Consider the following 11,667-nt stretch of genomic DNA (forward strand, 5'->3'; position numbering starts at 1 on the left):
TTTATAGTAAAATAGTATCATCATCACCATCAGAAGGATATTTCATTGTATGATCCATATCGCTCAGCTTAGAAGTTGCACCGTCTAAAGTAGGTAGTGTAACAGCATCTCTTTCCGGAATTGTAATAATGGATCCTCCTGTTACTGTTTCCGGATCTTTAAGTTGTTTTTCAAGGAATGATGCGAAAAATGGCTTCTTTTTTGATTTTTTGTTTTCCATAAGTTAATATTTTTATTTATTTGATAATCGAATATACAAATTTTTCAACTTACAGGGAAATAAATTAATATTTTAAGATAATTTTAACACATCATCAAAATTTAAAGAATATTTTTAACCAATACCAAGAAATTCTTTAACAACATTTGCAAAATCAACAGGATTTTCTGCCTGAACCCAATGCCCAGCATTTTTTACGGTTACGATTTTAGCTTTTGGAAATTGCTGCTTTATTCCATATTCATCCTGAGGTAAAATATAATTGGATTTTTCTCCTGCTATGAATAAGGATTCTCCTTCAAAAACACCGAATTTCACTGCATTAGATACAAATTCATTATATTTTTCAGATAATGTTTTAAGATTGAACCTCCAGTTCAGTTTTTTATTATCATCCCAATACAGGTTCTTTGTTAAAAACTGTATCGTTGATCTTTCCGGAATATACTGAGTCAAAACAGCTTCCACATCATTTCTTGAATTTACGGTATTAAAATCTACCGTTTCCAGAGCTTTGATGATTCCCTGATGGTGTGGCGGATAAGCTTTTGGTGAAATATCCACTACGATCAGTTTCTCTACTTTTTCAGGATATTTGATGGCAAATTGCATCACAGCTTTCCCTCCAAGAGAATGGCCTAAAACATGAGCTTTCTGAATTCCGTAATGATCCATATAACTGGCAATATCATCTGCCAGATCATCGTGAGACATATCGTCAGAATGAAAACTTCTTCCGTGATTTCTGAGATCAATAAGATGTACGGGGAGATATTCTCCAAGGTCTTTCCCGAAGCTTCCCCAGTTATCAAGCATTCCAAACAGCCCGTGGAATACTAAAAGCGGCGTAGTAGTTAAACCTTCGCCAAATATTTTTGAATTTAAGATTTCCATATTTTTTAAAAATAACAGATTACCATTTCGCCAATCTTTTCAAATAAGACTGAACTGTATTTTCCAATCCCATATAAAGTGCCTCAGAAACCAAAGCATGCCCGATAGATACTTCTAAAAGATTTGGAATATTATCTGAAAAATATTTCAGGTTTTCCAAACTAAGATCGTGGCCGGCATTGATTCCTAAACCGAATTCCGTAGCTGCAACTGCCGTATCATAATAAGGTTTAATAGCCTGTTCTTTATTAGACAGATAATGTTTTGCATAAGCTTCCGTATACAGCTCAATTCTGTCTGCACCAGTCTTTGCAGCAGATTCTACCAGCTCAGGCAAAGGATCAAGAAAGATAGAGGTACGGATTCCCGCATTTTTAAATTCAGTAATGATCTCTGTAAGGTAATCCAGGTGTTTTTTAGTATCCCAACCTGCATTGGAGGTAATAGCATCATCTGCATCCGGAACCAGAGTTACCTGCTCTGGTTTCACATCCAATACCATATCAATAAAAGACTGATGTGGATTTCCTTCGATATTAAACTCAGTCGTCACCAATGGTTTCAGATCATAGACATCTTTTCTTGTAATGTGCCTCTCATCCGGCCTTGGGTGAATCGTAATTCCCTGACCTCCGAATTCCTGAATCTTTATAGCAGCTTCCGTCACACTTGGTGTTTCACCTCCTCTTGCATTTCTTAATGTCGCAATCTTATTGATGTTTACGCTTAGTTTTGTCATTTTTTTATTTAGATGTTAGATAGGGAAAGTTAGAAGATGGAAGATTGGGGCTGGAAGTTTATCCAGCTTTGTACTTCTTTTTGCGTTCTAATTTCTTTATCATTTAAAATTGAATTTATTTTTTGAGAAAGAGATACATTCTCTGCTTTCTGTTCTATACTTTAACACTTACCTGCATTACCTGAAGTTCAAACTCTTTGGATGCTACCAATAAATGGTCAAAAATATCAGCCTGAATCTGTTCGAAATGTTCCCATTTAGAATCATTCGCAAAACAGTACACTTCAAGAGGAAGCCCCTGCGGAGTAATTTCTAACTGACGAACCATTCTTGTGGCATTTTTTTCAACGTCCGGATCACTCTCTATATATTTCTGTGCATAATATCTGAAAACACCTATATTGGTAAGCTGTCTTCCGTTAATGGTTTTATCATTATTGCTCAGACTTTGCTTTTCTTTTCTGATTTCCACTCTTTTTTGTTCAAGATAATCAGCAATAAGATTAATTTCTTTTAAACGTTCAATATCCTCATCGGTAAGAAACTTGAATGAATTAATATTAAAATAAATAGATTTCTTGATCCTTCTGTTATTGGATTCAGACATGACCTGCATGTTTTTGATCTCCGTGGTCAGGAAATCATAAGTAGGAATAGTGGAAACTGTTTTGTCAAAATTGGTAATTTTGGTTGTCAGAAGACTTATTTCCGTAATATTTCCTTCTATACTGTATTTGGGAATACTGATCCAGTCACCTACTTTCATATTTTTGGAAGTCGCCACATGAATTCCGGTTACAAATCCCAGAATAGTATCTCTGAAAACGAGAACCAAAACAGCTGTAATAGCTCCCAGACTTCCAACAATGGTTGTTCCTTTAATTCCGAATACTACACAAAGTCCCACAACAGAAAAGACAAAGATTCCCAGAATTTTTACAGTTTCAGAGATCGCATTCAATGCCATGATCTTATAAAAATCCTGTTTGATGGAGAAATAATTTCTGAATGCCGTTAATGATCTGTACAGCATCCCGGCTAAAATCATTACTAATCCTAAGTTAACACATCGTATGATGAAAATGGTTGTCTTGGGTAACGCTCCTTCCGGAAAAATAGATCCCTGTATTCCACCCACAACAGTCAGAGCAGCAAAATGAGCTACTGAATTGGTAATTTTGGACTGATAAATGGATTTAAGTACCGGAAATTTTTCTTCGTTGTGAAAAAGACGGAAAATAAAATTGATAACAAATTTAAAAACAAAATCTACAATTAAAAATACCGCACACAGCAAAGCCAGTTTTACAATAATATGAATAATCCAATCCAGCCCGGATGGAGAGATCTGGGTGATATATAGGTATAACTGTTCGCTTATTTCCTGCAAATAGTTCTTGGTTTCCTGTAGGTCATCTTTCATTACAGCAAATTTATAAAATTAAGAATGATGATGTTACTATTCACAATCAATTTTCATCCCAAATTTTAAAACGGGTTATAAATTTCCTCTATATCATTCAGGAAACTCTTCTATTTTCATCATCAGCATATTTGTTGAATCACTGAGGTTTCATATCTTCGTTTATATTTTAAAGAATGGATACAACTGTCATTAATATTCTCTGTCTTATTTTATTGTTTGTTGGCATATTGGGAACATTTCTTCCCGTTTTACCAGGACTTTTATTAAGCATCTGCGGCTTGCTGATCTACAAATTCGGGACGGATACTGATCTTCCAATGATCTATGTCTGGGCTTTTGGAATTCTCACAGCAGCTTCTGTTGTTTTAAGCTATGTGATTCCGGCAAGAACCAACAGAAAATATGGGGGAACGCGCTGGGGAAGTATCGGATCTGTAATAGGAACCATTGTCGGAATATTCATTCCAATTCCTTTGGGTTTCCTGATTGGAATGTTTGCTGGAGTATTTATCGGTGAAATGCTTCATGACAGCAAGGATATGAACAAGGCTTTACAATCCACTAAAGGGGCCTTAATCGGGTTTATTTATGGTACGGGATTCAGCTTTGTAGTGGGTGTGGCAATGTTTTTGGTAGTACTTCTTAATATGTTTGATATTATTTAATCTAAAAAAAATAAGAAATCATGTTCCATAAAGCCATCTTATTCAGTCTGGGAATTTTTGCATTAACAGGATGTGATGCCCAAAAGAAAGCCAAAACGGATTCAAAAAACTCTGAAATGACAAGCCACACAACGTCTAACGACCAGAAAAACGGGATCATTTATCTGGACGAAGGAGAAAATAAGTTTCTGAAAGAATATCAGATGAATATTACCTTCAAAGGGATCTCAGAGGATAGCCGCTGTCCTGAAGGGGTAAACTGTATATGGGCCGGAGCCGCTCTTGCTCAGGTTGAAGTGATGGGAACTTCTACCCGACCTGTTCTTTTAAATCTTGCCAGCATGGATTTCCCGAATCGTAACTATCATCAGTCTGCTGACTTCAATGGGTACACTATCACATTGCAGGAAGTCAATCCCTATCCTAAATCAGGAGGGACTACAGAATTAAATGGAAAATATAAAATCGGAGTCAGCATCAAAAAAGCCGGAGCTTCCTCTGATACTACCAGGAAATAGGCTTTTTTCCTTTGGAAACAAGATATTCATTAATCTTTGAGAAAGGCTTGCTTCCGAAAAAACCTCTATAAACGGAAAACGGTGACGGGTGTGCCGATTTCAATATAAAATGCTTAGCCGGATCAATAAGTTCGGCTTTTTTCTGTGCAAAAGCTCCCCACAATACGAAGACCACATTTTCTTTTTTATCAGAGATCTCCTTAATAATATAGTTAGTAAAGGTTTCCCAACCTAGATCTTTATGGGAATTGGGTGAATGGGCACGAACTGTCAGCGTTGCATTCAGTAAAAGAACCCCTTGCTGCCCCCAGTCATCCAGCTCTTTAGAAGTTCTTACGACTCCAAGATCATCTTTTAATTCAATAAAAACATTTTTAAGCGATGGCGGAGCAGTTACCTGTTCTGAAACAGAAAAACACAATCCGTTAGCCTGATAATCGTTATGGTATGGATCCTGACCAATGATAACCACCTCCACATCATCAAATGGTGTTAACTCCAATGCTCTGAAAATCTGATTTTTCGGAGGAAAAACTTTGGTAGTTGCATATTCATTCTTTACTTTTTCCCAAAGAGTTGTAAAGTATTCTGTACTTTTTATCGGGGCTAAAATTTCTGTCCAGGTCATAATGCAAAAGTAATTAATAATAAAATAAAAGCATAGGTCAGACTTTAAATATCTTGACTTTTCTTTCAATTAAAATATAGAAAAAAAAGGATAACACAATGGATAAAGCGATTAACAGAAAGCTGTTCCAAAGTTCTGAGGATACAAAATCAATTTTAAGTATCCCTCAAACCAGTTAAGGACTTTATTTCATTTTATATATAGTGTGTACTATCAATCTGTTTGAGGCTAAGATAGAAAAAACTACTGGCACCGGTTACTAATACCTTCTTAAGCTAAAAATAATATTGTCGGGATGGTGCTCATCTTTTTGATATTCTTCAAAAATGAAATGATGTTTTAAAAGAAGCTGCTTAGAATTTTCATTGAACCTGCTGGTAAAAGCTAAAACCTCCTCCAGCTGCAGTTCATTAAACCCATAATCCAAAACAGCATGAAGAGCTTCAGACATTATTCCTTTTCGGTGATGCTCCGGCAGTAATTCATATCCAACTTCTGCGGTCTTCCTGTCTTCTGAAAAATTCCACAGGCATATCGTTCCGATAAGACTGAGATTGTCTTTATATGAGATTCCCCAGAAAATAATTTCTTTATTCTGAGTTTTTCTTTTGATGTGCAGGATAAATTCTAAGGCATCATAATTGGTTTTTGGAGAATTCCTTTTTACATATTGATTGATGACCTCATTGCTCCTGATATGCAGGATCTCTTCAGTATTAGCCTCATTGATAGCTTTTAAGACCAGGCGCTCTGTTTCCAGTTTCATTTATTCTTTCGTTATTTTATCCTTCTATTACAAAGACTGACTTACTTAAAAACTTACCTGTCTGGGCATCAAACAAATAAGCAAAGGCAGGGGCAAAATCAGCTCCTTTTTCAGGGTGAGGCCTGCACACAATTCTCCAAAAATACTTTCCATCTTTATCAAAAGCATTCATCATATAAAGCTCGTCTTCTTTTTCAATGTTGATATTAAAATCCCTTTTCATAATCTTAGCCATATCTTTTCTGGTAAAAACACCTATTTCCCTTAATGCCAAATCCTGATCAGTCTGCTCAATCAGCTTTCCATATTTTGAATATTTTTTATGAATTCCAACAGGTGTACCTTTACAATACAAACCTTCGTATTGTAAAGCATAAGTATATTGATTATAAAGAAAAGTTGTGGTATAAACACTGTTTTTTTTCTGTACATCTTCTCTATACTCTCCGCTGCTTTGTTGCCATAGAGTAATAACGTTACCCCCATTTTCATAGGTAAAAGTTCTGTTGCTTGTTATGTTTTCTTTATCTGTAAGACCTATATGTTTTCTAAACTTTTCAATATCCATTTTTTTAACCTGTGAATGAACCGCTGCAGATAGAAAAAGGGAAATAAACAATAAGTTTTTCATGATATATTTTTAAGATGGTGTAAACTTATTATCTCTTAAAAAGCTATCCGTACCAGCATCTAAACCAATAAACAGATACATTCTATATCTTACCGAGGATCTTTCTTCATAAATTATTAATCCTCCGTTATCATCTTTCTTTACGATTTCTTTTTTAGAATTATCAGTCTGCTGACTGAGATTAATAATTCTCCTCACCTGATCATCTTTAGAACTTTTTATACTATAATTTCCAGCTTTCTTATAGCTTTTAAAACGTTTTTTATTTTCAATATTACTTCGTTTCCCGGAGTCAGTTTTTTTAATCTGAGCCTGAATACCTACCGAAAGGAAAAGCAGGATAAAGAATAATTGTTTCATGGATATAGTTTGTAAATCATTCAAATATACGTAATAATCAAAATTCTCACTAAATTTGCACTGTGTATATAGATAAAGAAGATTTAGACGAATTAGAGTTTCCGCAATTGCTCGCGGAAATCTCCCCATTTGCGTATTCTCCGAAAACAAGAGAAAAAATTCTTCAACTTCGTCCGATGGAAATTGACGAGGCAGAACTTTCACTGAAAAAAACGTCAGAATATCTGTCGAGTTTTGAAAGTTCAAATGCGATTCCGTTTGATGAATATGAAGATATTGAAGGTGAGCTGAAACTGATGCTGATTGAGAATTACCGTCTGGAAAACAGTGCTTTCATCAAAATAAAAACCATCACGGAACAGATCGGAAGATTACAGAAGTTCTTCCCTACCATGCCGGAAACATTTCCGACTTTACTGGAAGAGGTTTCTATCCTGGAATTCAGAAAAGAGATCATCGATAAGGTAGATAAGGTCTTCAACCGTTTTGGTGAGGTAAAAAGTGAGGCTTCTCCGGCCTTAAAAGGGATAAGAACTGAAATCCAGCATGCTAAAAAAGCAATTCAGGAAAATTTCAACCGTGCTTTGACCACCTACGGACAAAGTGACTTTTTGGATGATATACGGGAAACTATTATTGATGATCAAAGGGTTTTAGCGGTAAAATCAGGTTTTAAGAAAAGAGTTCCGGGAAGAACCCTGGGAATTTCAAAAACCGGTTCTATCACTTATATTCAACCGGACAGCGTAGTAAAACATTACTTTAATCTTCGTGAAAACGAGGAGGAAGAGAAAAAAGAGATTGATAAGGTTTTAAGAAAACTGACAGCAGAACTGGCAGAATTCCAACCTCAGCTGTGGAGGTATCAGATGTATATATTTGATCTGGACCTGGTAAGGGCTAAAGCTAAGTTTGCAGACCTGATCAACGGAGTTCTTCCAAAGGTCAACCGTCATAAAACATTAAAATTAAGAGAAGCCTTCCACCCTCTATTATGGTTAAGAAATAAGGTTGAGAACAAAACGATTCATTCCCAGACCTTGGCTTTAACGGAGCACAACAGAATTATCTGTATTTCCGGACCTAATGCCGGTGGAAAATCAATTACATTGAAAACAGTGGGATTACTGCAACTGATGATTCAGAGCGGTATTCTAGTTCCTGTACATCCGAAGTCTGAGATGTTTTTCTTTGAGAAGATCATGACTGATATTGGTGATAATCAATCTATTGAAAACCATTTATCAACGTATTCATCAAGGTTAAAGAAGATGTCCGGAATCATTCGTGAGGCTGATGCTAATACGCTTTTACTGATTGATGAGTTCGGAACAGGCTCTGATCCGGAACTGGGAGGCGCGCTGGCTGAAAGTTTCATGGAATTTTTCTATGATAAAAAGAGTTTTGCAATCATTACGACGCATTACACGAATATCAAACTTGTTATAGAACAGCTTCCGAATGCTCAGAATGCGGCAATGCTTTTCAATGAGGAAACATTGGAGCCTATGTACAAGCTGGAGGTTGGCCAGGCAGGAAGTTCATTTACTTTTGAAGTTGCTGAGAAGAATAAAATCCCAAGATTTATCATTCATTCTGCCAAGAAAAAGGTAGAGCATGATATTGTGAATCTTGATAAAACGATTGTAAAGCTACAGCAGGAGAAATTTGAGGTTGAAAAACTGAAATCTGATCTTGCCGAAAGAAAAGAGTCTGTAGAAGACAAACGTGATAATCTTCAGAAACTGAATGAACAGCTGCAACAGAAACTGTTCAATTTCCAGAAACTTTATGAAGAGGAACATCGTAAGCTTCAGTTTGGAAACAAAATTGAAACTTTCATCGACAGCTATACGAAAGGGAAATCCAGAAAAGACGTTGTGAAGGATTTTGTAAAACTGCTTGAACAGGAGAAGTTCAGGAAGATTGGTGCTGATAAAGATGAAACCAAACGTCTTCAGGTGGTTAAAAGAAAGATCACCCAACAGCTTAAAAAGGAAGATGTGATTGAAAAAATTGCTGAAACGAACGAGAAGCTGGAAGAAAAGCGTAAGAGTGACCGTGCAGTCTGGATGAAAGAAGGCCAACGTGTCCGCATCACCGGAAGTACCAGCGTAGGAACCATTGAGAAAATTTCCAGAAATAAGGTTATTGTTAACTATGGAACCTTCAAAACGACGATTAATGCTGATGAATTGGAGAGAATCTAATCTATTTTCAAATGGATTAATTTCAGAATTTGAAAATTAACTGAATACAATAATGGAAGAGAGTGTCTGAAGATACTCTCTTTTTCTTTCGTATAGTATTCATAATAATTTTCTTACTTTTAAACAAAACAATAATTTATGAAACCATTAAAAGTACTTTCAGACCTTATTCCTATACCGAGCTATACTGTAATCATTCTGTGTTTTTTCTTCCCTTTTTTCCTTATAAAATGTGGTGATACCACTTTAATGTCTATTAAAGGAACTGATCTGGTAACAGGTGTTTCCCAACAGGCAATGAATGAACGTATGAAGGAAAACCTTAAGCAGAACTCTCCTTTTGGATCAGCTTTTGGAAATGATTCAAGTGATACATCATCAAACACTGATAGTGAATATTCTCCTCTAAATGATTCGAAGGATAAAAAAGGCAAAGAAAATATTCCGCCGAGCCCGCTTATCATTATTGCATTTTTAGCTGCTATTGCAGGAATTGTCATTCACCTGATCAAAAGTATTAAGAAAAAGTATATTTATCATATTTCCATTTCTCTGGTTGGGCTGATCTCTTTATTGGCCTTCTATCTGACTTTCCAGTCCAAGATGGAGGGATTGGGAAACAACCAAATAGGAATGGGACTGGGAGGTGAAATGACCATTAGTTATGGCTTTGGAACAGCTTTTTATATATGTGGAGCATTATTCCTGTTCCTGATGTTATTTTTCGGAGTCTTTTCTTATTACCTGAAAAATGATCCGAAAGCTATTTATGACTCGTCTAATCAGAGCTCAGAATTTTAGTACAAGATTTGTAGATAAAAAACTATTCTAATATGTACACAATATATCGATCAGTATTTTTAAAAAGTATTTGAAAACCAAAGTCTATGACAGACTAAATCTCAGTAAACAATCTCTGGAATGGTTACTGGAGAACGACAAGTATTATATTCCTGATGATGAATTTTATAAATTATTCAGAGGATATTGATAATTTCAATAAATACATTTTTATTTTACCCATCCAAAAAGCATTTAATTTATATATTTGGGAATCTAAAATTTGTTAAGATGATTTCAGTAAACAAGGCATTGTACCTGTCTGCTTTCAGTATTTTCTCTTTGGCCTTCGTTAAAGGGCAAAATAAAGTTCCTTTTGGTGTTGTAAAAGCTGAAGAAGGCTATGCTAATGTACGTGTACATAAAGATAACTACAGAAAAATTGTAGATAAGATCCGTATGCGTAAAGGTGATGTATTTGTTTATGTAAAACCTGCTCCCGGAGAAACAGAATGGATCTGGATCAAATACCCGGAAAAGCAGGACGAAGAGAAACCGTTTGTACGCTATGAAACGCTTGACAAAGAAGGAATGGTAAATAAAGAGCGTATTGCTTTTATCGATCAGCTTCCAGCTTATACTCCGTCCAAATCTAAAAACGGAAGATCTCTAATCTTCACAGACAATTCTGATCCTAAAATTCCTACTGCTCAAAGAAGCAAAGTCGTTATTGATGTTTACCCATCCAATGCCGGTTACCGTAAAAAGGAAAAGGATGCTGAAGGAAAACTTCTTACTATTGATAAAGTAAAACCTTGGGGTATCGGAAATGACCTGCCTGAAGGGATGACGGAAATCAAATCCATCAGACTTCAGCAGCCCGGAAGAGGTTCTGTTTTCGTGAGAGAAGCTATTAAAAATATGTTTCAGCCTACCATGGACTTCAACAATGTAGGAGTAACTTCCCTGGACAATGATAACATTTTCCTTTATATGATCAATGGTTCGGGAGAGTACAGGTATACTACTCTGTGGACCATTAAAAAGGGAAGAGTAATCAGCCAGATTATTTATCATAATCCGGAATAAATTCATTAATTTTGCAGCCGAAAAAGTTTTAACGCTTATTCATCATAGAAACTGGTTCTGCATCACCGCAGATTAAAAGGGAACCGTGTGAAAATCACGGACTGTCGCGCAACTGTAAGTAACTGAAATCTTTATCAAAAGATCCACTGTGCGAGGCATGGGAAGGAGATAAAGATGTTACAAGTCAGGAGACCTGCCACTTTCTTAAACAAGAAACTTTCGCGATCTGAAGTTTTATTGATCTGATGGATTATTTCAGGGATTTCCAACGTTCCTGTCATTATTCTGTTGTTTTGATACTATTTCATTTCGCTTTAATTAATAATGAAATATGACTACAGAAGAAAGAATTGAAGCTGCCGAAACCAGAATCTTTAAAGCGGTTTTCCCTAACACAACCAATCATTATGATACCCTTTTCGGAGGTACTGCCATGCAGCTTATGGATGAAGTAGCCTTTATTGCAGCGACTCGTTTCGCAAGAAAAAGAGTGGTAACAGTAAGCAGTGATAAAATCGATTTTAAAAAACCTATTCCCGCAGGAACGATTGTAGAGCTTATCGGAAAAGTTTCATATGTTGGAAAAACCAGTATGAAAGTAAGTGTGGAAATCTATACAGAGCAGATGTATTCTTATGAAAGAGAAAAAGCAATTGTGGGTGACTTCACCTTTGTAGCAATTGATGAATTCAAGAAACCAATCCAGATACTATAAATAAAAATTTTCGGGCGGCCTTTGGC

The 11,667-nt window shown here is 35.9% G+C and carries 14 protein-coding genes and 1 riboswitch; of the genes, 6 read left to right on the forward strand and 8 right to left on the reverse strand.

What is annotated here, in order from left to right:
- Window position 1: 1 nt before the first annotated feature.
- From WH267_RS23955 to WH267_RS23970, 4 genes are all read right to left on the reverse strand, one after another.
- A complete protein-coding gene (locus WH267_RS23955; RefSeq protein ID WP_115973204.1) occupies window positions 2-220 on the reverse strand; it encodes a microviridin/marinostatin family tricyclic proteinase inhibitor in 219 nt (72 codons plus the stop codon).
- A gap of 114 nt (window positions 221-334) precedes the next feature.
- Window positions 335-1,114, reverse strand: coding sequence for an alpha/beta fold hydrolase (locus WH267_RS23960; protein ID WP_340011482.1), 780 nt, complete (start codon window positions 1,112-1,114; stop codon window positions 335-337).
- A gap of 19 nt (window positions 1,115-1,133) precedes the next feature.
- A complete protein-coding gene (locus WH267_RS23965; protein WP_123318308.1) occupies window positions 1,134-1,853 on the reverse strand; it encodes a pyridoxine 5'-phosphate synthase in 720 nt (239 codons plus the stop codon).
- 154 nt (window positions 1,854-2,007) lie between these two features.
- Window positions 2,008-3,276 carry a mechanosensitive ion channel family protein gene (locus tag WH267_RS23970; RefSeq protein WP_340011485.1) on the reverse strand — a complete coding sequence of 423 codons (1,269 nt, stop codon included), beginning with the start codon at window positions 3,274-3,276 and terminating at the stop codon, window positions 2,008-2,010.
- Between the two features lie 176 nt (window positions 3,277-3,452).
- Here WH267_RS23970 and WH267_RS23975 point away from each other — a divergent pair, with 176 nt between their 5' ends.
- Both WH267_RS23975 and WH267_RS23980 read left to right on the forward strand, forming a co-directional pair.
- On the forward strand, window positions 3,453-3,944 hold the full coding sequence (locus WH267_RS23975) for a DUF456 domain-containing protein (RefSeq protein WP_340011488.1): 492 nt from the start codon (window positions 3,453-3,455) through the stop codon (window positions 3,942-3,944).
- 20 nt (window positions 3,945-3,964) lie between these two features.
- Window positions 3,965-4,462 carry a hypothetical protein gene (locus tag WH267_RS23980; protein WP_340011490.1) on the forward strand — a complete coding sequence of 166 codons (498 nt, stop codon included), beginning with the start codon at window positions 3,965-3,967 and terminating at the stop codon, window positions 4,460-4,462.
- Here the strand turns inward: WH267_RS23980 and WH267_RS23985 are convergent.
- The 4 genes from WH267_RS23985 to WH267_RS24000 form a co-directional block, all read right to left on the reverse strand.
- The gene (locus WH267_RS23985) at window positions 4,449-5,090 is read right to left on the reverse strand and encodes a uracil-DNA glycosylase (RefSeq protein WP_340011491.1); all 642 of its coding nucleotides are present in this window, start codon (window positions 5,088-5,090) and stop codon (window positions 4,449-4,451) included. The genes WH267_RS23980 and WH267_RS23985 overlap by 14 nt on opposite strands.
- 259 nt (window positions 5,091-5,349) lie before the next feature.
- On the reverse strand, window positions 5,350-5,856 hold the full coding sequence (locus WH267_RS23990) for a GNAT family N-acetyltransferase (protein ID WP_340011493.1): 507 nt from the start codon (window positions 5,854-5,856) through the stop codon (window positions 5,350-5,352).
- A gap of 16 nt (window positions 5,857-5,872) precedes the next feature.
- Window positions 5,873-6,487, reverse strand: coding sequence for a hypothetical protein (locus WH267_RS23995; protein WP_340011495.1), 615 nt, complete (start codon window positions 6,485-6,487; stop codon window positions 5,873-5,875).
- 9 nt (window positions 6,488-6,496) lie between these two features.
- Window positions 6,497-6,847 carry a hypothetical protein gene (locus WH267_RS24000; protein WP_340011497.1) on the reverse strand — a complete coding sequence of 117 codons (351 nt, stop codon included), beginning with the start codon at window positions 6,845-6,847 and terminating at the stop codon, window positions 6,497-6,499.
- 62 nt (window positions 6,848-6,909) lie between these two features.
- Between WH267_RS24000 and WH267_RS24005 the strand changes: the two genes are divergently transcribed.
- From WH267_RS24005 to WH267_RS24020, 4 genes are all read left to right on the forward strand, one after another.
- Window positions 6,910-9,057 (forward strand): endonuclease MutS2, encoded by a 2,148-nt coding sequence (locus WH267_RS24005; protein WP_340011499.1) that lies wholly within the window; start codon window positions 6,910-6,912, stop codon window positions 9,055-9,057.
- A gap of 138 nt (window positions 9,058-9,195) precedes the next feature.
- Window positions 9,196-9,858, forward strand: a complete 663-nt coding sequence (locus WH267_RS24010) for a hypothetical protein (protein ID WP_340011500.1) — start codon at window positions 9,196-9,198, stop codon at window positions 9,856-9,858.
- 270 nt (window positions 9,859-10,128) lie between these two features.
- Window positions 10,129-10,926 carry a hypothetical protein gene (locus tag WH267_RS24015; protein ID WP_340011502.1) on the forward strand — a complete coding sequence of 266 codons (798 nt, stop codon included), beginning with the start codon at window positions 10,129-10,131 and terminating at the stop codon, window positions 10,924-10,926.
- A 35-nt stretch (window positions 10,927-10,961) separates the two neighbouring features.
- Window positions 10,962-11,141, forward strand: a riboswitch (cobalamin riboswitch).
- A gap of 116 nt (window positions 11,142-11,257) precedes the next feature.
- On the forward strand, window positions 11,258-11,641 hold the full coding sequence (locus tag WH267_RS24020; protein ID WP_047098292.1) for an acyl-CoA thioesterase: 384 nt from the start codon (window positions 11,258-11,260) through the stop codon (window positions 11,639-11,641).
- Window positions 11,642-11,667: the final 26 nt, after the last annotated feature.

Source organism: Chryseobacterium sp. MYb328, assembly GCF_037572595.1.
Taxonomy (GTDB): domain Bacteria; phylum Bacteroidota; class Bacteroidia; order Flavobacteriales; family Weeksellaceae; genus Chryseobacterium; species Chryseobacterium pennae.

What these genes read in the sequence shown, in the direction of transcription:
- WH267_RS23955 (WP_115973204.1), bottom strand. Translation starts at nt 220, where the DNA reads ATGGAAAACAAAAAATCAAAAAAGAAGCCATTTTTCGCATCATTCCTT.
- WH267_RS23960 (WP_340011482.1), bottom strand. Translation starts at nt 1,114, where the DNA reads ATGGAAATCTTAAATTCAAAAATATTTGGCGAAGGTTTAACTACTACG.
- WH267_RS23965 (WP_123318308.1), bottom strand. Translation starts at nt 1,853, where the DNA reads ATGACAAAACTAAGCGTAAACATCAATAAGATTGCGACATTAAGAAAT.
- WH267_RS23970 (WP_340011485.1), bottom strand. Translation starts at nt 3,276, where the DNA reads ATGAAAGATGACCTACAGGAAACCAAGAACTATTTGCAGGAAATAAGC.
- WH267_RS23975 (WP_340011488.1), top strand. Translation starts at nt 3,453, where the DNA reads ATGGATACAACTGTCATTAATATTCTCTGTCTTATTTTATTGTTTGTT.
- WH267_RS23980 (WP_340011490.1), top strand. Translation starts at nt 3,965, where the DNA reads ATGTTCCATAAAGCCATCTTATTCAGTCTGGGAATTTTTGCATTAACA.
- WH267_RS23985 (WP_340011491.1), bottom strand. Translation starts at nt 5,090, where the DNA reads ATGACCTGGACAGAAATTTTAGCCCCGATAAAAAGTACAGAATACTTT.
- WH267_RS23990 (WP_340011493.1), bottom strand. Translation starts at nt 5,856, where the DNA reads ATGAAACTGGAAACAGAGCGCCTGGTCTTAAAAGCTATCAATGAGGCT.
- WH267_RS23995 (WP_340011495.1), bottom strand. Translation starts at nt 6,487, where the DNA reads ATGAAAAACTTATTGTTTATTTCCCTTTTTCTATCTGCAGCGGTTCAT.
- WH267_RS24000 (WP_340011497.1), bottom strand. Translation starts at nt 6,847, where the DNA reads ATGAAACAATTATTCTTTATCCTGCTTTTCCTTTCGGTAGGTATTCAG.
- WH267_RS24010 (WP_340011500.1), top strand. Translation starts at nt 9,196, where the DNA reads ATGAAACCATTAAAAGTACTTTCAGACCTTATTCCTATACCGAGCTAT.
- WH267_RS24015 (WP_340011502.1), top strand. Translation starts at nt 10,129, where the DNA reads ATGATTTCAGTAAACAAGGCATTGTACCTGTCTGCTTTCAGTATTTTC.
- WH267_RS24020 (WP_047098292.1), top strand. Translation starts at nt 11,258, where the DNA reads ATGACTACAGAAGAAAGAATTGAAGCTGCCGAAACCAGAATCTTTAAA.